Origin of the sequence: Vreelandella zhanjiangensis DSM 21076, assembly GCF_000377665.1 — a bacterium.
GTDB lineage: Bacteria > Pseudomonadota > Gammaproteobacteria > Pseudomonadales > Halomonadaceae > Vreelandella > Vreelandella zhanjiangensis.
In genome coordinates, this window is sequence record NZ_KB898648.1 from 34117 (window position 1) to 59658 (window position 25542).

The window sequence follows — 25542 nt, forward strand, 5'->3', positions numbered from 1 at the left end:
AGGGATACTTTCATAGTTCAACGGGGAACTAACAATGAATGAACTGGCTGATCTGAGCTACGCGCTCGATACGTTTTACTTCTTGATTTGCGGTGTGCTGGTCATGTGGATGGCCGCGGGCTTTGCCATGCTTGAAGCAGGCCTGGTGCGCTCCAAGAATACCGCGGAAATTCTAACTAAAAACATCGCGCTATTCGCCATTGCCTGCACCATGTACTTACTGGTCGGCTACTACATCATGTACTCAAGCGACGCGGGCGGTTTCTTGCCGAGCCTGGGCTTTTTGATAGGTACCGAAAACAGCGTTGATGCAGTGCTGGCCGGTGGTGAAGATGCGCCGTACTACGCTATGCGCGCTGACTACTTCTTCCAGGTAGTGTTCGTTGCAACGGCGATGTCGATTGTGTCGGGCGCCGTGGCTGAGCGCATGAAGCTCTGGGCCTTTTTGGCCTTTGCCGTGGTGATGACGGCATTTATCTATCCTACTTCCGGTTACTGGACGTGGGGCGGCGGCTGGTTGTCTGAGGTGGGTTACTCGGATTACGCCGGTTCAGGCATTGTGCATATGGCCGGCGCTGCGGCGGCCCTGGCCGGTGTGCTGGTGCTCGGCCCACGGAAAGGCAAGTACGGTAAAGATGGCGCTATCCATGCGATCCCCGGCGCCAACATGCCGCTGGCAACGCTGGGTACGTTTATTCTGTGGATGGGCTGGTTCGGCTTTAACGGTGGCTCTGAGCTGAAAATGTCGGATATCGGCTCGGCCAACAACGTCGCCCAAGTGTTTGTGAATACCAATGCTGCTGCGGCTGGCGGCGTGATTGCTGCATTGGTTCTGGCCAAGCTGTGGTTCCGTAAGGCGGATCTCACCATGGCGCTCAACGGTGCGCTTGCGGGCCTTGTCGCGATCACCGCCGACCCGCTTTCCCCAACAGGTTTAGGGGCTGCAACTATCGGTGCATTGGGCGGTTTGATTGTGGTTATCGCGATCATCACGCTTGATAAGCTGAAGCTGGATGATCCGGTCGGTGCGATTTCAGTGCACGGCGTGGTAGGTATCTGGGGTGTTCTGGCTGTGCCGATCACTAATGAGGAAGCCTCCTTCGGCGCTCAGCTGATCGGTATCGTCGGCATCTTTGCCTGGGTATTCCTGGCAAGCCTGGTGGTCTGGCTGGTGCTTAAAGCCATCATGGGCATCCGGGTGAGCGAAGAAGAAGAGTATGAAGGCGTGGATATCGCAGAATGCGGTCTTGAAGCCTACCCCGAGTTTAGCGTTAAGAAATAAGCATAATGCTAAGCAAGTGAGCTGGCGTGCTCCTTATGGCCTTCCTTTCGAGGAAGGCCTTTTTATTCTCTGCCTGTAGCGGTGTATGCTTAGCGTTAGAGGTGGCTGGCTTTCGCCGCACCCAATAGACAAGACAATGGCCACCAAGCTAGAGGATGTCGCAATGAAATTGATCTCAGCCATTATCAAGCCGTTCAAGCTTGATGACGTACGCGAATCGCTCTCCGATATCGGCGTGCAGGGCATTACCGTCACAGAAGTAAAAGGTTTCGGCCGTCAAAAAGGCCACACTGAGCTTTATCGTGGTGCTGAGTATGTGGTGGATTTCCTGCCTAAAGTGAAGCTCGAAGTAGCCGTTGACGATGATTTGGTGGAGCAAGTCATTGATGCGATTACCCAGGTTGCTAACACGGGTAAAATCGGTGACGGCAAGATTTTCGTAATGCCGCTTGAGCAGGTCATTCGCATCCGTACCGGCGAAACGGGTAAAGACGCGGTTTAAGCGGGTGAGTAGTGAATGGTAAGGCGTGAGGCGTAAAAAAGCCCCTGCGGATCGCATCCGTCAGGGGCTTTTTGTTGGAAGGTGGCGGCAACCGAACTAGAGTTTTCTATTCACCCTTCACCCTTCACCCTTCACCCTTCACCCTTCACCAACAAATCACTTCTCAACAAACGCACGCTCGATCACGTAATCACCCGGCTCGCCCATACGCGGGGAGATATTCAGGCCGAGTTCATCCAAAAGCGCGCTGGTGTCGTCCAGCATTGCGGGGCTACCGCAGATCATCGCACGATCCTGGCGCGGGTCGATTGGGGGAAGGCCGGTATCTTCGAAGATTTTACCGCTGCGAATATGGTCGGTTAAGCGTCCCATGGTGTGGAACTCTTCACGAGTTACCGTGGGGTAATAAACCAGCTTGTTGGCGATATCTTCGCCCAGATACTCGTGGGCAGGCAGCTCTTTGGTAATAAAGTCGGCGTAGGCCAGCTCAGAGACTTCACGCACGCCGTGTACCAGTACGACTTTATCGTAGCGCTCATAGACTTCCGGATCTTGAATCAGGCTCATAAACGGCGCCAGCCCCGTACCGGTTGAAAGCATATACAGGTTGCGACCCGGCAGCAGGTCGTCGCAAACCAGCGTACCGGTTGGCTTGCGGCTGACCATGATCTGATCGCCCACTTTCAGGTGCTGAAGGCGTGAGGTCAGCGGACCATCGGGCACTTTGATACTGAAAAACTCAAGGTGATCTTCGTAATTGGGGCTGGCAATGGAGTAAGCGCGCATCAGCGGTTTGCCATTAACTTCCAGACCAATCATGACGAACTGGCCGGTTTTGAAGCGCAGGCTACGCTCGCGCGTAGTGCGGAAGCTAAACAGGGTATCGTTCCAGTGGTGAACGCTGAGTACTTCTTCTAAAGCAAACTTACTCATGCCGACTTCTCCATCAGGTGATAAAGCGTTAGCCTCACCACTCATATACTTAAAAAGAATAAGAATTTCTTAAAACGTTGTCAGTAAGTCTAAGCAAAGAGTGGTATATCTGTTAAGCAAATTATATTGATAACGTTTATCTCTAAAATAGATATAGGCCTTGTATGCACTACACCTTGCGCCAGCTGGAAGTGTTTGTAGCGGTAGCCCAGCATGAAAGCGTCTCTCACGCCGCCCGTGCCTTGGCCATGTCACAGTCGGCTACCAGTACCGCCCTGGCTGAACTGGAAAGGCAGTTCGACTGCCAGCTGCTTGACCGCATAGGCAAGCGCTTAAAGCTCAATGCGCTGGGCTTCCAGCTTCTGCCCAAGGCGGTAGCTCTGCTTGACCGTGGCGAGGAGATAGAGGAGCTTTTGCGCGGCCAGCAGGGCGTAGGCACGCTGGATGTAGGCGCGACACTGACGATCGGTAACTATCTGGCAACGCTTTTGATCAGCGATTTTATGCAGCGCTACCCCGGCAGCCGGGTGCGCCTTTCGGTGCGCAATACACGCCATATTATCGAGAGCGTGCGCCAGCACTCGTTGGACCTGGGCCTGATCGAAGGCCAGTGCGATGACGAGATGATCATCAGCCAGCCCTGGGTCGAAGATGAGCTGTGCGTGTTCTGCTCGCCGCGCCATCCTTTAGCCGGAAAAGACCATCTTGAGCTTGAGCAACTGTTGCGCGAAGACTGGATCATGCGCGAAGAGGGCTCAGGCACCCGGATGACCCTAGAGCACGCCGCGCGCCACCGGCGCAGCCGCTTTAATACGCTGCTGGAGCTTGAACATACCGAAGGGATTAAACGTGCAGTGGAGTCTGGCCTGGGTATCGGCTGCGTATCCCGCCTGGCGCTGCGCGATGCCTTCCGGCGTGGCAGCCTGGTACCGCTACCCACGCCGGAGCTGGATCTAAAGCGTCAGTTCACCTTTATCTGGCATCGCCACAAGTACCTGACGACCGGCGTACGCGAGTTCCTGCGCCTGTGTCGCGAAATGACCGCTGGCGCCAAGCGCAGTGATGATATTGAGCTGCCGCCGGTGCCTTGAACGCTGCGTTAGAATTCGTCCCACTCGTCCTGGGTAGTGACGGCCGGTGCCGGCCGGGACTGTGATGCGAGCGCTGGCCTCTTCGTCGGGGCCGTCATCGGCGCTGCGGTGTGGGCAGCGGGCCTGGCCTGTGACATCTTGAAACTACCGATGGTGCCCGCCAGGTGGTCGGCCTGCTCTTTCAGTTGCTCAGCGGCAGTAGTGGACTCTTCCACCATGGCTGCGTTCTCTTGGGTCATACGATCCAGTTCGGCAACCGCAATGTTGACTTGATTAATACCATCGCTTTGTTCGCTGGTGGCTGCCTTGATCTCTTCCAGAACATCGGTCACGCGGGTGATATGGGCCACGATATCCTGCATGGTCGTGCCAGCATTACGGACTAACGTCGTGCCGTTATTTACCTTGTTTTGTGAATCTTCGATCAGCTTCTGAATATCACTGGCGGCATCACTACTACGCCCCGCTAGCTTGCGTACTTCATCAGCCACCACTGCAAATCCGCGTCCGTGCTCGCCAGCGCGCGCAGCTTCCACCGAGGCGTTGAGTGCCAACAGATTGGTCTGGAAGGAAATGCTGTTCATCAGGGTGACGATCTCACCGATTTTGTCGGAGGAGCGGGTGATCTCTTCCATGGTGGTCACCACACTTGCCACGACTCTTCCGCCCTCGTTAGCGACTTCTGAAGCGGTTTGCGAAAGTTTGTTGGCTTCCTGCGCCGAGGCCGCCGTATGCTGGACGGTACTGGTGATTTCTTCAATCGAAGCGGACGTTTGCTGAAGACTGGCCGCTGCGTTATCGGTACGACGGGAAAGATCCTGGCCACCCATAGCGATTTCATTGGCGGCGTGATGTACGGATTCACTGCTTGCGCGTACATCCATCAATACCGCTTCCATTTTGCCGACGAAGCGGTTGAAGGCACCACTTATTTGAGCCACTTCATCACGACCTTGCTCTGGCAGCCGGCGGGTCAGATCGCCTTCACCACTCGCGATATCATCTAGCGCATCCCGTGCGCGCTCAAGGCCAGAGAAAGTACGCTTTAGCCATAGGCTTAGCAGCACGGCAGTGATGGCAATAATGGTGAGCAGCGTGATCAGTGCGACCTTGATAATAGCGCGTAGGCCTGCGGTTGCTTCGTACTCATCAAGCGCTACGCCGAGCTCCCAGTCGGTACCTGCAATGGGGGTTGTCGTAATCCGCTTGTTCTGGCCATTGACTTTGATGGGTTCCCAAGCATTGCGGGTTGCATTTAGCCGCTCGATAGTAGTGGGCGTCAAGGTATCGCTGAGCCGGGTAAGCGGCTGCAGAGTAAGCGCCGCCTCCGGGTGTGCAACCACTGTCTCGCCAGCGCTACTTAAAAAGGCGAAGCTCGACGGTGTTGGCCTAATGGCATTGACCTGACTGACCAAATTATCGATCGCCACATCGCCGCCGATGACGCCGTAAAGGCTTCCATTGCGTTTGACGGGCGTTGCAAAAGTAACCACTAATTTACCGGTATCTGCATCTACGTAGGGTGGAGACACGGTGGTTGCATCCTGCGCCACGGCTAATTGGTACCAGGGCCGGGTGCGAGGATCGTAATCACCGCCTGGTACCAATCCGGTAGAAGTGGTGTGGGTGCCGTCGGTTTGACTAAAAAACGCAATCATAAACCCGCCTGACTCGGCGAGCTGGATGAGCGGTGAAGTCGGGTCGCCATTGAGCAACGGCGTACGCGCTGCCTCTATCATCGCCGTACGGGAAGCAATCCACTCCTCGATCGCCAGAGCATTCCCTTGGGAGATGGACGCCAACTGTTGGGTCACCTGTTCATCGTTATGTGTCTTCAAGGTGAGATAGCTGACCGCGGCGTTGATGGTCAATGCAAGAGTAATCACCACCAGAGTGATGACCAGGATGCGCAAGCGCAGGGATGACAGCATGAATGAAATCTCTTTAAGGCAGGGGGGCGACGGAGGGAGGCCGCCTTATGGGCTATATCTGTTGTCATGCTATCGGCATTGATAAGTACGACTTTAGCTAGGTGCTGAAATAGGTGGCGATAAAGTGTGTAACCTAAAACAGGGGCCTCATAACGAGGCCCCGACAAGCGTTCAAGATAATCGATGGAGTGGGTTAGTAACCTGCTGGGGTTGGAGAAGGCAGCCGGTAATGGGCGGTGGCACTGTCGCCTTCAAGCGTAAATCCGCCTACTAGCTCGGCAAGCCGTTCGGCCTGCTCTTTAAGCTGTTCGGCGGCAGTGGTGGACTCTTCGACCAGGGCAGCGTTTTGCTGGGTCATCTGGTCAAGGTCGCTCACCGCAATACTGACCTGGCTGATACCGTCGTTCTGCTCACGCGCGGCGGTACTGATATCGCCCAGCATCTGGGTGACCCGCGTCACACTTTCAGATAGCTCATGCATCGCGCTTCCCGCGTCGTGCACCAGCTGAGTGCCGCTTTCTACCTTGCCTGACGAGGCATTGATGCGCTGGCGGATATCCGCCGCCGCATCGCTGCTGCGCCCGGCCAGCTTGCGTACTTCATCTGCCACCACGGCAAACCCGCGGCCGTGCTCGCCTGCCCGGGCAGCTTCCACCGAGGCGTTCAGGGCCAGCAGGTTGGTCTGGAAGGCGATGCTGTCGATCACGCTGACGATGCTTTGAATCTCGGTGGCGTTGGTGCGGATATCGTCCATGGTGATGACCACCTGCTCGAAAGCGCCGTTGGTGCGCGTAGCGAGTTGCGAGGCGGTTTGCGCAAGCCCGCTGGCCTCTTGCGATGCGCTGGTGGTGTGGCCCACGGTGCTGCTGATCTCTTCCATGGCTGTCGAGGTCTGCTGCAGGCTGGCGGCGGCCTGGTCGGTGCGCCGTGAAAGGTCCTGGCCGCCCTGGGTGATTTCGCTTGCGGCGTGGTGGACCGATTCGCTGCTGGCGCGTACATCGACCAGCACATCGTGGATTTTCACGGCAAAGGCGTTGAACTGGATCGCCAGCTCAGCGCTTTCGTTACGCCCGCGCACCGGCAACCGCTGGGTCAGATCACCGTCGCCGGAGGCGATATCGCGCATGCGGTCGGCCAGGTTTTTCAGCGGGCGAGAGATGCTGGTTCCCAATAGCCAACTGGCCAACAGGCCGAGGCCTGCAATCAGCAGCCCCATTAGGATCATTCCCCACATGGAGGCTTTGCTCTGTTCACTAAGCTGATCTTGCAAACCATAGAGACCCGCCATGACGGCACTTTCAGGGAGGCGAATCATCAATACCCACGGCTGGCCGCTCTCATCGATAGCAAACGGCCAGTACAGTTCGGTCATGCCCTGCTCAGTATCAAGCTTATGCACACTCTCGCCCTGCTGGGCCTGAGCGATGCTGGCCTGAAGTTCAGGGTCGAGCACGTTTTCAACGCGTTTACCCATTAGCTCGGGCGCACCCGTATAAGCGGCCAGGGCGCCATGAGCAGCAACCAGGGCCATTTCGCCCACGCCGTCATAAAGAGTTTCGTTTGCCTCTTCAAGCAAGCCCTGAATGAATTCAACCGAGAGGTCTACGCCGGCACTGCCGCGAAACTCGCCGTCCACGATAATGGGGGCGTTAAAAGAGGTCACCAGCAAGGTTTCGCCGTTATAGTCGTACAAGTGTGGGTCGACAATACAGCTGCGCTGGGTTTCCTTGGTGCACAGGTAGTACTCTCCGCGGCGAATGCCGTCTGCATCGCGTTCCTGGTTTTCTATGTCACTGCCCAGCGCGAGAACTTCAATGCTGCCACTGTTAGTGCGATACCACCACGGCATAAAACGGCCATCGGGGCTATAGCCCTGGTCTTCACGATCAGTAAAGCGAGCATCACTACCGAACGCATCTGGCTCCCAGCCAATAAAGGCGTCCAGCAGGTCAGGGTTGTTAACCACCGTTTGACGTACCAGCATTGAGACCTCACGCCGGCTCAAGGACATCAACGGCCGGCCGTCGGCATCCTGTTGGCCCAGCATGGCGTTGGTATGCGCCAGATTAGTCGCAAGCGTTAGCGCATGCTCCAACTGACCCTTTATCTCTTCAGCCTGGCCTGAGGCAATGGCGGTGAGACGCGCCTCGATATTACTTTCGAGTAGCGTCTGGGTTTCACTTCTCACCAGCGACTGGGAGCGTGCGTTGGCAATCACCGAGTAGATCACCAGCGCCGCAATCACCAGGAGAATACAGCCACCCACCAGAGTGGCTATCAGCGTACGGACGGACTTGAAGTTCATTTTTATTGTTGCCCTCAGTGTGGTTGCTGCTTAACGCGGCAGGTAGGCAGGCGGCATAAGCCGTTGGCTTGAAGAAGCTGAATTGCTTGCCAGGGTAAAGCCGCCCACCAGTGCTGCGAGACGCTCGGCCTGATCCTTGAGCTGCTCGGCAGCGGTGGTGGACTCTTCTACCAGCGCCGCGTTTTGCTGGGTCATCTGGTCAAGGTCGCTCACAGCGATGCTGACCTGGCTGATGCCGTCGCTCTGCTCGCTTGCCGCGGTGCTTATCTCGGCCAGCATCTGGGTGACGCGTGTGACACTTTCCGTCAGCTCATGCATGGCTGTTTCAGCGCCCTGGACCAGCTGGGTGCCACTTTCCACTTTGCCGGTTGAGGCATCAATGCGCTGGCGGATATCCGCGGCAGCGTCGCTACTGCGAGACGCCAGTTTACGCACTTCATCGGCAACCACCGCAAACCCACGGCCATGTTCACCCGCACGCGCCGCTTCTACCGACGCGTTCAAGGCCAGCAGGTTGGTCTGGAAGGCAATGCCGTCGATCACGGTTACAATTTTCTGAATTTCAGCCGACGTCGTGCGGATGTCATCCATCGTGACCACCACCTGCTCAAACGCCGAATTGGTCCGCGAGGCCAGCTGCGACGCCGTTTGAGAAAGTCCGCTGGCTTCCGTGGAAGCGCTGGAGGTATGGCCCACTGTGCTGCTGATCTCCTCCATGGCGGTCGAGGTTTGCTGCAGGCTGGCCGCGGCCTGGTCGGTGCGCCGTGAAAGATCCTGACCACCCTGGGTGATCTCGTTGGCCGCATGATGAACGGATTCACTGCTGGCGCGTACATCGACCAGCACATCGTGGATTTTAACGGCAAAGGCGTTGAACTGGATGGCAAGTTCGGCGCTTTCATTGCGTCCGCGCACAGGCAGGCGCTGCGTCAAGTCGCCGTCGCCCGAGGCAATGTCACGCATACGATCGGCCAGGTTTTTCAGCGGGCGAGAGATGCTGGTTCCCAATAGCCAACTGGCCAACAGGCCCAGAAACGCGATGCCTAGACCCATGCCAAGCATGCTCAACGTGGAGGCTGTGCGTTGCTCCTGCATCTGCTCCTGCATGTCGTTTAAGCCAGCAAATACGGCTTGCTCGGGTAAGCGAAGCATCAATACCCATCGGGCTTCAGTATCGCCGATGGTAAAGGGCCAATAGAGTTCGATCATGCCCTGCGCCTGATCAACGCTACGGACTACTTCGCCCTGTTGTGCACGGCGAAGATTCCCCTGTAGGGAGGCGGTAAATGCTTCGCTTGCGGATTCTCCCACTAGGGAGGCATCGCTGGTGTAGGCCGTGATGCCTCCCTGCGAGGCAATAAGCGCTATTTCGCCCGCGCCGCTGTAAAGCGCCTGGTTGGCCTCGTTAAGTATCGATTGAATAAAGTCGACCGTATAATCAACGCCCGCAATGCCACGAAACTCGCCATCAACGATAATAGGGGCATTGAACGAAGTGACCAGCGTGAGCTTGCCGTCGTAATCGAACTGCGACGGGTCAACGATACAAGGGGCTAGCGTTTCACGTGGGCATAGATAGTACTCGCCGCTGCGCACGCCGCTTGCCTGGATAGCCTCACTCTCCATAGCGTCGCTTAGCGGAAGCGCGGCTAAATCACCGTTCTCGGTGCGGTACCACCAAGGGCGGAAGCGCCCATCGTCGCCGTAGCCAAGGCCCTCACGTCCGGCAAACCGTGCATCCAGCCCAAAGGCGTTTGGCTCCCAGCCGATATAGGCATCGAGTATCTCGGGATTGGCGATTACCGTTTGGCGTACCAGCAGCGAAATTTCGCGGCGGCTGAGGTTGAGTGCCGGTCGGCCGTTGTCATCCAGCTGGCCCAGCATGGCATTGGTGGCGGCCAGGCTTTCGGCGATCTTGAGGGTTTTTTCAAACTGGCCCTGGATAAGCTCTGCCTGCGCTGAAGCAACGGCCGTTAAGCGTGCTTCGATATTGCGCTCAAGTAGATCTCTGGTCTGGTCTTCTACCAGTATCTGAGAGCGCGCATTGGCAATCAGTGAATAGATTACCAACGCAGTCACCACCAGCAGAATACAGCCACCTACTAAAATGGTAATCAACGTGCGGACGGACTTGAAGTTCATTTTTATAGTTGCTCTCGATGCTCAGTTACCGCTTAACGCGGCAGGGAAGGGGACGGCATGAGCCGCCCATCTACTTGGGGCGATGAATTGGTTGATAGGGTAAAGCTGCCAAAGACATCGGAAAGGCGCAGGGACTGCTCTTTCAGTTGCTCGGCGGCGGTGGTGGACTCTTCTACCATGGCTGCATTTTCTTGCGTCATGTGGTCCAGTTCGGCCACCGCAATATTGACCTGATGAATACCGTCGCTCTGCTCGCTGGTAGCAGCCGTGATTTCTTCAAGTACATCGGTTACGCGAGTGATGTGCGCCACGATATCCTGCATGGTGGCGCCAGCATCGCGTACCAGGGTTGTGCCGTTATTCACCTTGCTTTGCGAGTCTTCAATCAGCTTTTGGATATCGTTGGCGGCATCACTGCTGCGTCCTGCCAGTTTACGTACCTCATCGGCGACTACCGCAAATCCACGGCCGTGTTCGCCAGCGCGGGCGGCTTCCACTGAGGCATTGAGCGCCAGCAGGTTAGTCTGGAAGGAAATGCTGTTCATCAGAGTGACAATTTCGCCGATCTTATCCGAGGCGTGAGTGATGTCTTCCATGGTGGTCACCACGTTCGCCACCATTTTTCCGCCCTCGTTAGCTACTTCTGAGGCGGTTTGCGAGAGTTTGTTGGCCTCTTGGGCCGATGCTGCGGTGTGCTGAACGGTGCTGGTAATTTCCTCAATCGAGGCGGACGTCTGCTGCAGGCTGGCGGCCGCGTTGTCGGTACGGCGGGAAAGGTCCTGCCCGCCCATGGCGATCTCAGTAGCCGCATGGTGCACCGATACGCTGCTGGTGCGCACATCAATCAAGACTGCTTCCATCTTACCCACGAAGCGGTTAAAGGCCTTGGCAATTTGGGTAACTTCATCGTTGCCCCCTTCGGGTAAGCGCTGAGTTAGGTCCCCTTCGCCAGAGGCGATATTATCCATAGCGTTACGCACAATCAGCAGGCGGCGCAGCAATAGTGATAGCAGCAAGCCAAAGGCAAGGGCGGTCAACAGCGCCACAACCACTAAAATAACGATGGAAGAGGTGGCGATTGCACGTAGGCCAGCCGTTGCCTCATGTTCATCCAACGCGACCATAAGACGCCAGCCATTTTCACCGCCAATAGCGCGGCCGAGTAATAGCTTGTTACTCCCCTGGAGAGTTAGAGGGAGCGGGGTGCTGGCACTCGTCAATTGGTTAATCAAGCCCGTCGTGAGCTGGCTGTTAATGGCTGAAACCGGACTGAGGATCAAATCAGTATCGGGGTGAGCGATCAACGTGCCATCGTGAGTGGTAAGAAAACCAAAACTTGCGGGAGTCGGCGCAATGCCGGTGACAGTTTCGACAATATTACCGATAGGAATATCCGCACCTACCACGCTGGTGAGTTCAGCATTGCGATAGAACGGCCGGGCAAATGTAATGACCAGCCCGCCTGTCTGATCATCAATATAGGGTGCGGTAACAATCGTATCCTGTGCTGCTACTGCTGCTTTGTACCAGGGGCGTTCGCGCGAATCATAGCCGTTGCTCGGCGATGCTCCGTTGTCATAGGTAATGGAACCATCATCGGGATAGCCAATATAAGTAGAAATAAACCCACCCGAGGTGAGGAACTGGCGAAGCGCCGGGCCGGGGTCGTTACTGTTAGCGGCTGTCTCCATGCTTTCCAGCATATTTAGCCGAGTATTGAACCACTCGTTCAAGGCTTGAGTATTGCCGCTCACAACCGCTTTTAAGTTGCTGGCTATCTGTACATTGTTGTGATGTTTTACCGTCATGTAACTGACGATGCCATTAATCACCAGGCCAAGAATAATCGCTGCCAGCGCAGCAAATAAAATACGTAGTCGAAGGGAGGAAAACATGGTCGCTCTCTGTGTCGATAAGCTACCGTATGCACTGCTGCTACGGAGTGAAGTTATCAAGCTTATCGGCGAGAGCGACTGCTACTTTAGTTAACTATAGGGTGATTGTCGTTAAGCGCTCAACGCAAGTCGCTGACGGCTTCCTGAATATCTTTCAGGGACGCCTTACTAAGATCTTTTGACAGCGTGTGCGTCACCAGCTTCTGGGTCGGTGCGTCGAGTTTCTCACGCAGCAGGCCCAGAAACTTGGGTGGTGCGACCAGAATCAGCTTTTCCATGCTGTTATTGACGCGTGCGTTATACAGACACTGGGTCACTTCTTTGGCAAACAGCTCGTTTTCGTGCTTTAACGCCGTGCCCCCTTCAGAGGATGAGCGTGATGACGACGATCTTGATTCATGTACGTCGGCCCCGGCGCTGTCAGTGATCAGGTCGCCTTCATGCAGGCGACCTTCGGCATGAACCAGGCTCTCTTTTTCCTCCAGGTTAAGTGCATCACGGGTGAAAATACGCGCCCGAGCAGCATCAGCTACCACGATATAGGTTGTCATCATTAAACGTCCTCCGTGTCGTTAAGCGTCTGTTAACCATGGCAAGCGTTTGGCATTCGGTCAACCTGGAGTGCTCTTTGAGTACAGCAGCTAGAGCACTTTGCGCCGTAGCAGGCTGGTGATCGCTTCACCGATCAGCACCAGTACAATGATCGCAATCAGGATGGTCGCCACGGTCGGCCAGGCGAAGGTATCAATCGCGCCTTGCAGAATCACCCCGATACCACCTGCACCCACCAGACCCAGCACCGTAGATTCACGAATATTGATATCCCAACGTAAAATCACAATGGCGAAAAAGGCGGGCATGACCTGAGGCACAATCGCATAGATGATGACCTTGGCCTTGGAGGCGCCGGTGGCTTCCATGGCCTCAACCGGCCGCTTATCGATCTCCTCAATGGCTTCGCCCATCAGCTTGCCGATAAACCCGATCGAGCGAAACACGATGGCGAGTATGCCCGCCAGTACGCCGGGCCCGAAAATAGCCACAAACAGCAGCGCCCAGATAATCGTATTCACCGAGCGGCTAGAGACCAGAATAAACCGTCCAAGCCACAGGCAGGCGCGGTTGGGCGTGGTGTTTTGCGCGGCGATATAGGCCACCGGCAGCGCCAGGAAAATGGTCAGAAAGGTGGCTAACGTGGCAATGTGAACCGTTTCAATCAGCGCGTTCAATATATTGCCAAGCCCGGCCGCGCTGGGTGGCCACATACGGCCGCCAAGGTTTGAGATTTGGTTGGGCGCATCCCACACCCAGGGCCAGAAAATATCGATATCGCGCACCGCCCATACCACTACCATCAGGGTCACGAGCAGTACGGCGTAGCGAATAAGGCGCTCCTTGCGATCAAAACGTTGCCAGACGTGATCGGCGAGCTTTTGTGCGTGATCTACCATATTTTTTTCCTTACCCAGCCGCTGATGCCTTCACTGAGCAAAATAACCGCAATGATGACCAGCAAGATCGCAAAGGCGAAATCGTAATCGTAGCGCCCAAAGGCGTTCATCAAAGTACTGCCAATTCCGCCGGCCCCGACAATACCCACCACGGCAGAGGCACGCAGGTTACTGTCCAACTGGTACATGGAAAGCCCTACCTGGCGCGGTAAAATCTGCGGGAATACGGCGTAGAAGAGCGTCGCCAGGTATCCGGCGCCCGTGGCGCGCATCGCCTCTACCTGCCCCCAGTCAATCTCCTCGATCTCTTCGGCGAGCAGTTTGCCTACAAAGCCAATCGAATAGAGAGTGAGCGTGAGAATGCCTGCCAGCGGGCCAAAGCCGACGGCCGCCACAAACAAGATGGCCACAATGACCGGGTGAAAGCTGCGCGAGATAATGATCACCGCGCGACCCACCAGATAAATAGGCATGGGGGCGACATTGCGTGCAGCCATCACGGCAAACGGAATCGACAGAAAAACGCCCAGCAGGGTGGCCAGAATGGCAATCTGAAAGCTTTCTTTAAAGCCCGTTAGCAGCAGCTCGTAGCGCTCAAGATTGGGCGGAAACCCGCCGCTGAAAATACGCGCCGCGCGGGGCAGACCTTCTGAAATACGCGCCCAGTTAAACGGCAGTGAGCCAAACGCCCACACCAGGTAGGCAACCGCTAAAATAAGAATGCCGTAACGAATTAGCGGGTTAGCGATAAACGGCGGTTTTTTCCAGGTACGCGGCGCCGTGGTATGAGCATCAGGCCGGGTCATGGGTGCGCTCCTCGGTACGGGCGTCGCTTACGGCCTCGTCAGGTGCTTCGATACCGCCATAAATGGCGTCCAGGGCGTCTTTATTGAAATCGGTAGGTGCGCCATCAAAGATCATCTTACCGTGACGCAGGCCCACAATACGCTCGGTGTAGGTTTTGGCCTGGGCGACGTTATGAATATTGATCAGTACCGGCAGCGACAGCTCGCTTGCCAGGCTCTGCAGCAGCATCATGATCTGTTCAGAGGTACGCGGGTCGAGTGACGCGGTGGGTTCATCGGCCAGCAGTACTTCGGGTTCCTGCATCAATGCACGTACTACGCCTACCCGCTGGCGCTCGCCACCGGAAAGCTCATCGGCGCGCTTGTTGGCGTACTGAGCAATGCCTACGCGCTCCATCAGCATGAACGCGCGCTCAATATCCGCCTGAGGGTAACGGCGGGTAATCGCCTGATAGAGGTTTACATAGCCCAGTCGCCCAGCCAGCACGTTTTCCATGACGGTCAGGCGGTCGAGCAGGTTAAAGCCCTGAAACACCATGCCGATTTTGCGGCGCGCGCGGCGTAAGTCGCCGCCTTTGAGGTTGACGAGCTCGGTGCCGTTTAAGGTGATTGAGCCGGAGGTAGGTTCTACCAGACGATTGATACATCGCAGCATGGTGCTTTTGCCGGCACCTGAGGCGCCCACAATCGACACGACGCTATTGCCCTCTACCTTCAGATCCAGCCCTTCCAGCACGGCCTTATCGCGGCCATAACGTTTGACCAGATTTTTAATTTCCAGCATGTTTTCGTTTCCATCCGCTAGGAATAACCGCGCCACGCGAGCGTGGCGCGGTGCGTTTTACTCTTCCAGATTTTCAGGCGTATAGCTCACGCCATTGGCGGCCTGGATGGTGCGAATAACCTGCCAGTTATCCTTGTAGTTGATGGGGATAAACTTTTCGACGCCTTCAAACTCTTCGCCAAGTTCTGTACCTACGAAATCAAAGCTGAAGAAAGCTTCTTCGATTTTTTCAACCAGATCAGGGTGCAGGTTGTAGGCGTAGTTGTAGGAGGTCGTGGGGAAGCGGTCTGATTCGTAAATCAGGCGAACGTCGTCGGTATCGTAAAGCCCACGCGCGGCCATGCGGTCAACCACTTCCGAGGCAACCGGAGCGGCATCGTAATCGCGTGCCACAACGCCCAGCATGGATTGGTCGTGGCTACCGGAGTAGACCACCTCGTAATCTTCATCAGGCGTTATGCCGAGTTCCGGCAGCAGCGCGCGAGGCGCCAGGTTACCCGAGTTGGAAGTGGGTGAGGTATGGGCAACGCGCTTGCCTTTAAGGTCTGAAAGTTCCTGGATATCGGAATCAGCATGGGTGAATAGCTGCAGAGTGTAGCCAAACTGGCCATCATCTGAACCCATCAGCGCAAAAGGAACCGCGCCTGCCAAGTTCACCGCAAACGGCGTGGGGCCTGTGGAGAAGCCGGCGATATGCAGACGCCCGCTGCGCATGGCCTCTACCTGGGCCGCGTTGGATTGGACCGCGAAGAAGCGCACGTTGCGCCCGGTCACTTCTGACAGGTGATCGATAAAGGGTTGCCAGATATCCGAGTAAATCGCCGGGTCTTCAACCGGAGTGTAGGCAAAAATTAGCGTATCAGGATTGGCCCATTTCGTCTCATCGGCTGGACGGTCGGCGACCATATCGCCATTTTCATCACAGTAAAGGGCATCAAGATCACCGCGCTCACACTCGGCATAAGCCTGGGTGGAAAGCAGGGCGAGGGGGAGCAGCGCTGCAGCAGTCAGTAACGCAAGCGGGCGCTTGCAAAAAAGCGACGTAGCCATGGAAAGCCTCATTAGTAAGTTATTTTTGTGGTCTTGCTGTTTATGGTCGTGCTATTTGTTGATGCATTATGGGTAGCTAACAAGCGTCTTGAGTGTTCTTTTCTCTGCGCTATGGCACCTTCATAAAGACACTCGCTTTTCGAAAGTGCGCATTTAGCGGCTTAAATATTGGTTTTCGAAAATCAACACTCTCAATCTAGGGTTTGTGACAAAGTTATGTCAAACACTTTCCTTGCCTCCTCCGACCATTGGCGCAACCGCTACTTATTAATGCGCCATGGTCATAGCCAGGCGAATCAGCAAAAGTTGATTATTAGCAGTCCGGAGCGCGGACTTAGCGCCTTTGGGCTTTCAGAAATGGGCGAACAGCAGCTCGCGCAGGCGGTGGCCAAGTGGGCATGGCCAAGCCCTACGCGGGTGGTGCATTCCGATTTTCTGCGCACTACCCAAACGGCCGCGCGGGTTGCGAGTGCCTTCAAGCTTGAGATGAGCAAGGATGAGCGTTTGCGTGAACGCTATTTTGGCGAATTCGACGGCGAGGGGGATATTCATTATCCAGACGTATGGGCGCTGGATGCTTGTGACGCCGAGCATTGCCACCGTCAGGTGGAAGCGGTGAGTTCAGTGGCGGCGCGTATGATGGCCGTGATTGAGCATTGGGAAGCGCAAACCCATGATGAAACGATTTTGCTGGTAAGCCATGGCGACCCGCTGCAAATACTGCTCACCGCATTGGCGGGCAAGCCGCTCAGCCAACATCGTGAGCAGCTTGCCTTGTTACCGGCCAGTATTACCGCTGTAGGCGCACGTTAAGCACGCAGCAAAGCTTAATGGCCCAGGATCTGGCTTAAGAACAGTTGAGTACGCTCCGACTGGGGGTTATTGAAGAACGGTTCCGGTGCGTTTTCTTCAATAATCTGCCCTTGGTCCATAAAGATCACCCGGTCGGCGACGGTTTTGGCAAAGCCCATTTCATGGGTGACGCAGAGCATGGTCATGCCTTCATTGGCAAGCTCCACCATTACGTCCAGGACTTCCTTGATCATTTCCGGGTCAAGAGCGGAGGTGGGCTCATCGAATAGCATGATATCCGGGTGCATGCACAGCGAACGGGCGATGGCTACGCGTTGCTGCTGGCCGCCAGAGAGCTGGCCGGGGTATTTCCTGGCCTGTTCTGCGATCTTTACCCGCTCCAGATAGCGCATCGCCTGGGCCTCAGCTTCCTTGCGGGGCTTTTTTTGTACCCACATCGGCGCGATACAGCAGTTCTCAAGCACGCTTAAATGGGGGAAGAGATTGAAGTGCTGAAACACCATGCCGACGCTGCGACGAATCTGCTCGATACGTTTTACATCTTGGGTAAGCGGCACGCCGCCGACCACTATTTCGCCTTGCTGATGCTCTTCAAGGTGATTGATGCAGCGAATCAGCGTCGATTTACCCGAACCGGACGGGCCGCAGATAACGATGCGCTCACCGCGTTTTACTTCAAAATCAATATCGCGGAGTACGTGAAAGTCGCCGTACCACTTGTTAACGCCGCGCATTTCAACCATCAGATCAGGAGTACTTGTGTCCGTACTTGTGTCATGAGTGCTTATATCAGAACTATTAGTGGCTGCTTGTGTCATGTGTGAAATCCTACTCAAAATCTTTAAGGAAAGCGGCGTTAGTGCTTATGGCCGGTATTGAGCTTGCGTTCCAGATACTGGCTATAGCGCGACATGCTGAAGCAGAAAATCCAGAAAACGAACGCTGCAAATACATAGCCTTCAATGGAAAAGCCCAGCCAGTTCGAGTCGGAAAGCGCGGCCTGCACAATACCCAATAGATCAAACAGCCCGATAATCATGACCAGCGTGGTGTCTTTAAATAGCGAGATAAACGTATTGACGATGCCCGGAATCATCATCTTCAGCGCCTGCGGCATTACGATAAGCCCCATGCGCTTCCAGTACGTCATCCCCAGTGCGGCAGCCGCCTCTTCTTGGCCTTTGGGAATCGCCTGCAGGCCGCCGCGAATCACCTCTGCCATGTATGCGCTTTGAAACAGCGTCAGACCAATAAGCGCGCGTACCAGGCGGTCCACACTAATGCCGGAAGGCAGAAAGAGCGGCAGCATGACCGAGGCCATAAACAGCACGGTAATCAGCGGCACACCACGCCAGAATTCAATAAAGATGACGCAGAAGCTTTTCACGATCGGCATATTGGAGCGCCGCCCCAGGGCCAGCACAATGCCGATGGGCAGTGCCCCGATCATGCCCACAGAAGCCAGCAGCAGCGTTAGCATCAAGCCGCCCCAGCGGTGGGTCGGGACACGCGGCAAATCGAAATAGCCGCCGTGCAGCAGCACATAAGCCGCGACCGGAAAGCCCACTAACGCAAGCACAGCCACCCAGCGCTTAAACGGCATACGCGGTATGGCGAGCCACGCAATAAGCGCAAAGAAGCCCGCAAAGACGATATTGGCCCGCCAAACCTCATCGCGTGGGTAGAGGCCATACATGAACTGGCTAAAGCGCGCCTTCACAAATACCCAGCAAGCGCCCTCGCGTGAGCAGTCTTCACGCGTGGTGCCGGTCCAGTCAGCATTAATAAACGCCCACTGAATGGTCGGCACCACCAGTAGATACAGCACGTAAAGACCAATCAGGGTAAACAGCGTGTTGATCGGCCCGCTAAATAAGTTGGCGCGAAGCCAAGCAAGCGGACCAATCGTATTGGTAGGCGCTGGCCGCTGATTGATCATTGTTTGATTATGAATCATGCAGAAATCCTCACCGTCACTTAGCGCTCGACCAGCGCCACGCGGGCGTTGAACCAGTTCATAAACATGGAAACCAACAGACTGATGGTCAGGTACACCGCCATGGTCATGGCAATGACCTCAATGGCCTGGCCTGTTTGGTTGAGCGTTGTGCCCGCAAACACTGAAACGAGGTCGGGATAACCGATCGCGGTGGCCAGTGACGAGTTCTTGATCAGGTTCAGGTACTGGCTGGTAAGCGGGGGGATAATGACCCGCAGCGCTTGAGGAATGACCACCAGACGCAGCACAAGATTGCGCGGCAGGCTTAGCGCCTGCGCCGCTTCGGTTTGCCCATGAGAAATAGCCTGGATACCCGAGCGGACAATTTCCGCAATAAACGCGGCGGTATAGATCGACAGCGCCAGCCATAAGGCCAAAAACTCGGGAATGATCGTAAAGCCGCCGCGGAAGTTAAATCCGCGCAGCTCAGGCACATCCCAGGTCACCGGCACGCCCGTGGCGAGCAAGACCAGCAGCGGTAAACCAAAAATGAGCGCCAGTGAGATCCAGATAGCCGGCAGGCGCTTGCCCGTGGCCTCGTGACGACGCCTATTCCAGATTACTAAAATAACGCTGGCAACAATCGCTACCAAAAACGTTACCGGAATTAACCCGAAGCCCGACTCAAAAAGCGGCTCGGGCAAATAAAGGCCCCGTACGTTAAGAAATAGAACTTCGCCAAAAGACAAGCTATCCCGGGCACTTGGCAGAGCCCGCAGCACGGCAAAGTACCAAAAGAAGATTTGCAGCAGCAGCGGAATATTACGAAAGGTTTCGATGTAGGCGGTGGCGAGGCGCGCCAGCAGCCAGTTAGGCGATAGGCGGGCAATCCCCACAATAAAGCCAATCGTAGTGGCCGCTAATACCCCGAACCCACCCACCAGTAACGTATTGAGCAAACCTACTAAAAAGGTACGCCCATAAGTGTCTCGGGAGGAGTAGTCGATCAGGCTTTGTACGATACCAAACCCTGCGGTGTTACTTAAAAAGCCAAAACCGGTAGTAATCCCCCGGGCGGATAAGTTGTCCTGAACATTACCCACGATATATAGCAGGAAGGCGGCGACCGCCGCCGTTAAAAGAAGTTGGAAAATCAGTGCACGCTTAGCGCGGTCTCGCCAGAACGGCGGCTTTTGGCCAGCGGGGCGAGTATTGGGTCTTACCGACATGGGTAGCGTCTCCGCGATACGGAAGGTCAATCAAATGGCCCGCCTGCCCTTAAAACAGGAACTTAAAGCACGTACTGGATGCGTACCTGATAAGGGCGACGGGCCGGGTCAAGCGAGACGCTTAGCGAATCGGCGGTGCGTACTGGAAGCCACCTTGGTTCCACAGGGCGTTAGCACCCCGTTCAATTTCAAGCGGAGAGCCCATGCCGACGTTGCGCTCAAAGCTTTCGGCGTAGTTACCCACCTGGCTGATAATGTTGTAGGCCCAGTCAGCTTCTAAGCCCATGCCTTCGCCGTAGTTACCGTCCTGACCCAATAGACGCGCGATATCGGGATTTTCGGAGCTGGTCATGTCGTCAACGTTTTCGCTGGTCACGCCGTACTCTTCCGCGTTCAGCATGGCGAACAGCGACCATTTGACGATATTGAACCAAGTGTCATCGCCCTGGCGTACCACCGGGCCCAGCGGCTCCTTGGAAATGATATCGGGTAGAATGACCGCACCCTCTGGATCATCAAGCTGAATACGCAGGGCCGCCAGCTGAGAGGTATCGGAGGTCAATACATCACAGCGGCCGGCCTGGAAGCCACCCACGGTCTGTTCTGATGTATCAAATACGATGGGGTCGAACTGCATATCGTTGGCGCGGAAATAATCGGCCACGTTAAGTTCGGTGGTGGTGCCGGTTTGGATGCAGATCGCCGCGCCATCAAGCTCGTCTGCGCCGCTAATGCCTAGGTCGCGGCTAACCATAAAGCCGATGCCGTCGTAGAAGTTGACGCCTGCAAAGTTCAGGCCCAGCGTAGTATCGCGGGTAGTGGTCCAGGTTGTATTACGCGAAAGCACATCCACTTCGCCTGACTGGAGAGCGGTAAAGCGTTCTACGGCATTAAGTGAAATGTAGTTTACTGCATCGGCATCGCCCAGAACGGCAGCTGCTACGGCACGGCACACATCGACGTCCAGCCCTTGCCAGTTGCCATCGCCATCGGGCGCGGAGAAGCCTGGCAAACCGTCACTGACGCCGCACTGAACCGCGCCACGCTCAACCGTATCTTCCAACGTAGCTGCATTCGCCGTCGAGGTTCCCGCCAGTGTGACGACGCCTGCTGAAGCCAGCAGTACCAGGTGTTTTTTAGTTAGCATGATCATTTCCCATTGTGTTTAGTCTTGTTATGCATGCAAAGGCATGACATATAAAACTAGCAAGGAAGATGCCAACATGGGATATCGCCAAATTCAGCGCTTTTCAACGCAAAACATCCCGGTTCCGACGAAAGTTTAGGTGCAAAAAATTAGAAGCGGTTACTGCACGCCCTGGTTTGGTGCAGTAACCGCCGGTTGCTGGCTAAAAGTGGTTAACGAATGGGCGGCGCGTACTGGATACCGCCATCTTTCCACAGCGCGTTCAAGCCGCGAGCGATCTTGAAGTTGGAATCCGCCCCCACGTTACGCTCATAAACTTCCGCGTAGTTACCCACCTGACTGATGATGTTGTAGGCCCAGTCAGCTTCCAAGCCCATGCCTTCGCCATAGTTGCCGTCCTGGCCCAGCAGGCGGGCGATGTCAGGGTTCTCGGAACTCACCATTTCATCGACGTTTTCGCTGGTCACGCCGTACTCTTCAGCGTTCAGCATGGCAAACAGCGACCACTTCACAATATTGAACCACGGATCATCGCCTTGGCGTACGGCAGGGCCAAGCGGCTCTTTGGAAATAATCTCAGGCAGCACGACGGCCATATTCGGGTCGGCAAGCTGCATACGCTGGGCGTAAAGCTGAGAAGCATCAGAGCTTAAAACATCGCACCGGCCCGCCTCGAAACCCGCAATGGATTGCTCAGGGGAGTCAAAGACCACCGCGTCGTAACTCATGTCATTAATACGGAAGTAGTCGGAAAGGTTCAGCTCGCTGGTCGTGCCCGACTGGGTGCATACCGCCGCCCCGTCGAGTTCCTCGGCACTCTGTACGCCTAGGTCACTGGCGACCATAAAGGCCTGGCCATCATAGTAGGTCACCCCGGTAAACTGCAGGCCCAGCGTCGTATCGCGGCTTGATGACCAGGTAGTGGTGCGAGACAGCAGGTCTACTTCGCCAGACTGCAGCGCGGTAAACCGCTCGACCGAGTCCAGTGGTACAAAATCTACCTTACTGGCGTCGCCCAGGGCGGCTGCGGCAACCGCACGGCAGATGTCAGTATCCAGGCCCTGATACTGATCGTTGTCGTCCAGCGAGGAGAAGCCGGGCTGCGCGGCATTAACGCCACAGCGCACGCTGTCGCGGGATTGCACTTTTTCCAGCGTGGGAGTATCCGCCAGGGCGAATACGGGAACCAGGGCACAGGCGCTAATACTTAACCAACGTACGGTTTTCATTGTTGTTTCCTTAACGTTGAGACACAAAAAAGCCGGGCAGAGCAGCCCGGCCTTTATCGCTTGCTGGCGCGTGCGTTAAGCGAAAGCATTGCGCATAAACGGCGGCAGCGCCAGGGCGCCACGGTGGGCATCCACTGTGTAGTACTGTAGCGGCATTTCGTGGCTAGCGGCAGCCTCTTCGCGGAAGGTTTCCACGTTGGTGCCTTTACCGGCCAGCGTCACGCTCCACCAGCCAGACGGATAAACCGGCTGCGGGAAGGGCAGCGTGGCGACGCTATCAAAACCCGCTTCGCGCATATCATGACGCAGTTCACGAATGATCGAGCCGCTGTGATAAAGCGGTGATTCGCTTTGCTGCACCATAATGCCATCGGCTTTCAGGATACGGTGGCAGCGCTTCAGGAAGTCGGTCTTGAACAAACCTTCCGCCGGGCCGACCGGGTCGGTGGAGTCGATAATCAGCACGTCAATGCTTTCATCGGCAGCGTCATCCACCCATTTGACGCCATCAGCGAACAGCAGCTCGGCACGCGGGTCGTCGTTGGCCTCAACCAGCGCGGGGAAGAAACGCTCTGCGGCCTTGGTAACTTCCTCATCAATATCGATCTGGGTGACTTTCTCGACACCCGGATGACGCAGAACTTCTTTCAGCGTGCCGCAGTCGCCGCCGCCGATAATCACCACGCGCTTGGGCGCTGGGTGAGTAAACAGCGCCGGGTGGGCGATCATTTCGTGGTAAAGGAAGTTGTCACGGTCAGTGAGCATCACGCAGCCATCCAGCACCATCAGATTGCCGTAGGTCTCGGTGGCGTACACTTCCAGGTGCTGGTATTCACTCTGTATATCCAACAGCTTTTCAGAGATTTTCAGCGAGAAGGCGCTGCCGTGGCTATCAAAAACTTCGGTAAACCACTGGTCGTCGCGTAATTCGCTCATCAATTGGCTCCTGAGGAAGGGGTGTTGGAGTGGGTCGGAATGCCTTGGTGATACTGCGGGCTTAACTCGTGCAGCGCTTCCATAAAGGCGGTGACGTTATCCGGATTGGTAAACTGGCTGATGCCGTGGCCCAGGTTGAACACGTGGCCTGGCCCGTGGCCGTAACTTTCCAGCACGCGGGCGACTTCGGCGCGAATCGCCGACGGGCGGGCAAACAGCACGTTGGGGTCGAGGTTACCCTGTAGCGCGACCTTGTGGCCGACGCGGGCGCGGGCGCTGGAGAGCTCGGTCGACCAGTCGATACCCAGCGCATCGGCGCCAGCGCAGGCGATATGCTCAAGCCACTGGCCGCCGTTTTTGGTGAATAGAATTACCGGCACGCGGCGTCCATCATGCTCGCGGATCAGCCCAGAGACGATCTGCTCCATATAGCGCAGCGAGAACTCCAGGTACGCTGGGGTAGACAGCGCCCCACCCCAGGTATCGAAAATCTGTACCGCCTGGGCACCTGCGCGAATCTGGGCGTTCAAGTAGTCGGTAACCGACTGAGCCAGGGTATCCAGCAACTGGTGCATGGTGTCCGGTGTGTCGTAGAGCATGGTTTTCAGGTGACGGAAGTCCTTGCTGGAGCCGCCTTCCACCATGTAAGTGGCCAGCGTCCAGGGGCTTCCCGAGAAACCTATCAGCGGCATGCGGCCGTTCAGCTCGCGGCGAATAGTGGATACCGCACGCATGACATAACCCAGGTCGCGTTCGGCGTCCGGTACGCTGAGTGCGGCGACTTCTCCAGCGGTGCGCACGGTCTTGCGAAACTTGGGGCCTTCGCCGGTTTCAAAATAGAGCCCCAGGCCCATGGCGTCAGGAATCGTCAGAATATCTGAAAACAGAATCGCGGCGTCTAGCGGATAGCGCTCCAACGGCTGCAATGTCACTTCGCAAGCCAGGTCATGGTTGCGGCACAGGTCCATGAAGCTGCCCGCATCGGCACGGCTGGCGCGGTATTCCGGAAGATAGCGGCCGGCTTGACGCATCATCCACACCGGCGTGCGGTCGACAGGTTGACGCGCCAGCGCGCGCAGGAAACGGTCGTTTTGCAAAGGTGTGGGGGTCATAAATACTAGCCCTTAGGAAATTTGCCCGCATTGTAGGCGAGCAATTGTACTTTAAGATAGGTGCCAGGCAGTGATGTGCATGGCAAAAATCGTCGCAACCCGACAATTTTTCTCGTGGCTCATACCCTATGCCACCCGTGAGCTAAAGGCGACTTCCTGATAGACTACCCGCCTATTTTACCAACATTGGTGTGGTTAACTGGTTTGGTTAATCAGCGAGGTAACCTGTGACCATTCGCTTTATTGCTGCTTCCCGACTGCCCACCCCTTGGGCCACGTTCACCATGCACGGCTTCGAAGACGAAGCGACGGGCAAAGATCACATCGCTTTAACGCTCGGCGATGTTGAGGGCAGTGAGCCAGTATTGGGACGCGTACATTCAGAGTGCCTGACCGGCGATGCGCTGTTTTCCATGCGCTGCGACTGTGGCTACCAGCTACAGGAAGCGCTTAAGCGTATTGCCGAAGAGGGCCGTGGCGTACTGCTTTACCTGCGTCAGGAAGGGCGCGGTATTGGCCTGCTCAATAAGATCCGGGCCTATCATCTGCAAGACCAGGGCGCGGATACGGTAGAGGCCAACGAGCAGCTAGGCTTTGGCGCCGATATGCGCCGCTATGATTTGTGCGTGCCCATGCTCAACCATTTGGGTATTACCGCGCTTAAGCTGATGACCAATAACCCGCGTAAAGTCGATGCGCTGACCCGGGATGGCGTCAACGTAGTCGAACGGCTGCCCATTACCACCGGCCTCAACCCGCATAACGAGCAGTACCTTGCCACCAAGGCAGGCAAGCTTGGCCATATGATGGCGCTGGGTGATTTTACCCAGGCAAGCGATGTGGATATCGAGCGAAAAGGCTGAAAAGAACGCCTTAATGCGGTTAAAACTGCCAAAAATTGCTTTTTCTTAAACTTTTTTGCCCGGCGTCTGGGCTATGTTGATACAGACCGGTTTTGATACAGA

At 55.9% G+C, this 25542-nt stretch carries 22 protein-coding genes; 5 read left to right on the forward strand and 17 right to left on the reverse strand.

Annotated elements, in window-relative coordinates:
- Positions 1-34: 34 nt before the first annotated feature.
- A complete protein-coding gene (gene amtB, locus D467_RS0107285) occupies positions 35-1282 on the forward strand; it encodes an ammonium transporter AmtB (RefSeq protein ID WP_018916846.1) in 1248 nt (415 codons plus the stop codon).
- A gap of 163 nt (positions 1283-1445) precedes the next feature.
- Positions 1446-1784, forward strand: a complete 339-nt coding sequence (glnK, locus tag D467_RS0107290) for a P-II family nitrogen regulator (protein WP_026285650.1) — start codon at positions 1446-1448, stop codon at positions 1782-1784.
- 156 nt (positions 1785-1940) lie between these two features.
- On the opposite strand, the gene D467_RS0107295 is transcribed toward glnK, so the two are convergent.
- A complete protein-coding gene (locus D467_RS0107295) occupies positions 1941-2717 on the reverse strand; it encodes a ferredoxin--NADP reductase (protein WP_018916848.1) in 777 nt (258 codons plus the stop codon).
- Between the two features lie 164 nt (positions 2718-2881).
- On the opposite strand from D467_RS0107295, the gene D467_RS0107300 reads away from it, so the two are divergent.
- Positions 2882-3808, forward strand: coding sequence for a LysR family transcriptional regulator (locus D467_RS0107300; protein WP_018916849.1), 927 nt, complete (start codon positions 2882-2884; stop codon positions 3806-3808).
- A gap of 8 nt (positions 3809-3816) precedes the next feature.
- On the opposite strand, the gene D467_RS0107305 is transcribed toward D467_RS0107300, so the two are convergent.
- The 9 genes from D467_RS0107305 to phnD form a co-directional block, all read right to left on the reverse strand.
- Complete coding sequence (locus D467_RS0107305; protein WP_018916850.1) at positions 3817-5739, reverse strand: methyl-accepting chemotaxis protein; 1923 nt, start codon at positions 5737-5739, stop codon at positions 3817-3819.
- A 193-nt stretch (positions 5740-5932) separates the two neighbouring features.
- Entirely contained in the window at positions 5933-8044 is a 2112-nt protein-coding gene (locus D467_RS0107310) for a methyl-accepting chemotaxis protein (protein WP_018916851.1), read from the reverse strand.
- A 30-nt stretch (positions 8045-8074) separates the two neighbouring features.
- On the reverse strand, positions 8075-10186 hold the full coding sequence (locus D467_RS0107315) for a methyl-accepting chemotaxis protein (protein WP_018916852.1): 2112 nt from the start codon (positions 10184-10186) through the stop codon (positions 8075-8077).
- 32 nt (positions 10187-10218) lie between these two features.
- A complete protein-coding gene (locus D467_RS0107320; protein WP_018916853.1) occupies positions 10219-12081 on the reverse strand; it encodes a methyl-accepting chemotaxis protein in 1863 nt (620 codons plus the stop codon).
- A gap of 119 nt (positions 12082-12200) precedes the next feature.
- On the reverse strand, positions 12201-12632 hold the full coding sequence (locus tag D467_RS0107330) for a host attachment protein (RefSeq protein WP_026285651.1): 432 nt from the start codon (positions 12630-12632) through the stop codon (positions 12201-12203).
- 90 nt (positions 12633-12722) lie between these two features.
- A complete protein-coding gene (gene phnE / locus D467_RS0107335) occupies positions 12723-13532 on the reverse strand; it encodes a phosphonate ABC transporter, permease protein PhnE (protein ID WP_018916856.1) in 810 nt (269 codons plus the stop codon).
- Entirely contained in the window at positions 13526-14338 is an 813-nt protein-coding gene (gene phnE / locus D467_RS0107340; RefSeq protein WP_018916857.1) for a phosphonate ABC transporter, permease protein PhnE, read from the reverse strand. Before phnE (D467_RS0107340) ends, phnE (D467_RS0107335) begins: the two co-directional genes overlap by 7 nt.
- Complete coding sequence (phnC, locus tag D467_RS0107345; RefSeq protein WP_018916858.1) at positions 14325-15122, reverse strand: phosphonate ABC transporter ATP-binding protein; 798 nt, start codon at positions 15120-15122, stop codon at positions 14325-14327. The genes phnE (D467_RS0107340) and phnC overlap by 14 nt, the downstream gene beginning before the upstream one ends.
- 57 nt (positions 15123-15179) lie before the next feature.
- Positions 15180-16172: a phosphate/phosphite/phosphonate ABC transporter substrate-binding protein gene (gene phnD, locus D467_RS0107350; RefSeq protein WP_018916859.1), complete on the reverse strand. Its 993-nt coding sequence runs from the start codon at positions 16170-16172 to the stop codon at positions 15180-15182.
- A gap of 216 nt (positions 16173-16388) precedes the next feature.
- On the opposite strand from phnD, the gene D467_RS0107355 reads away from it, so the two are divergent.
- Positions 16389-16985 (forward strand): histidine phosphatase family protein, encoded by a 597-nt coding sequence (locus D467_RS0107355; protein ID WP_018916860.1) that lies wholly within the window; start codon positions 16389-16391, stop codon positions 16983-16985.
- A gap of 14 nt (positions 16986-16999) precedes the next feature.
- Here the strand turns inward: D467_RS0107355 and D467_RS19105 are convergent, their stop codons facing one another.
- The 7 genes from D467_RS19105 to hemE form a co-directional block, all read right to left on the reverse strand.
- Positions 17000-17728, reverse strand: coding sequence for an amino acid ABC transporter ATP-binding protein (locus D467_RS19105; protein WP_040460265.1), 729 nt, complete (start codon positions 17726-17728; stop codon positions 17000-17002).
- A 113-nt stretch (positions 17729-17841) separates the two neighbouring features.
- On the reverse strand, positions 17842-18942 hold the full coding sequence (locus D467_RS0107380) for an amino acid ABC transporter permease (protein ID WP_018916862.1): 1101 nt from the start codon (positions 18940-18942) through the stop codon (positions 17842-17844).
- 20 nt (positions 18943-18962) lie between these two features.
- Positions 18963-20153, reverse strand: coding sequence for an amino acid ABC transporter permease (locus D467_RS0107385; protein WP_018916863.1), 1191 nt, complete (start codon positions 20151-20153; stop codon positions 18963-18965).
- Positions 20154-20274: 121 nt separating this feature from the next.
- On the reverse strand, positions 20275-21300 hold the full coding sequence (locus D467_RS0107390; RefSeq protein WP_018916864.1) for an amino acid ABC transporter substrate-binding protein: 1026 nt from the start codon (positions 21298-21300) through the stop codon (positions 20275-20277).
- A 212-nt stretch (positions 21301-21512) separates the two neighbouring features.
- On the reverse strand, positions 21513-22529 hold the full coding sequence (locus D467_RS0107395) for an amino acid ABC transporter substrate-binding protein (protein ID WP_018916865.1): 1017 nt from the start codon (positions 22527-22529) through the stop codon (positions 21513-21515).
- A 75-nt stretch (positions 22530-22604) separates the two neighbouring features.
- A complete protein-coding gene (speE, locus tag D467_RS0107400; RefSeq protein WP_018916866.1) occupies positions 22605-23465 on the reverse strand; it encodes a polyamine aminopropyltransferase in 861 nt (286 codons plus the stop codon).
- Positions 23465-24577, reverse strand: coding sequence for a uroporphyrinogen decarboxylase (hemE, locus tag D467_RS0107405; protein ID WP_018916867.1), 1113 nt, complete (start codon positions 24575-24577; stop codon positions 23465-23467). Before hemE ends, speE begins: the two co-directional genes overlap by 1 nt.
- Positions 24578-24804: 227 nt before the next feature.
- Here hemE and ribA point away from each other — a divergent pair, with 227 nt between their 5' ends.
- Positions 24805-25440: a GTP cyclohydrolase II gene (gene ribA / locus D467_RS0107410; protein ID WP_018916868.1), complete on the forward strand. Its 636-nt coding sequence runs from the start codon at positions 24805-24807 to the stop codon at positions 25438-25440.
- The last annotated feature ends 102 nt before the right edge of the window (positions 25441-25542 follow it).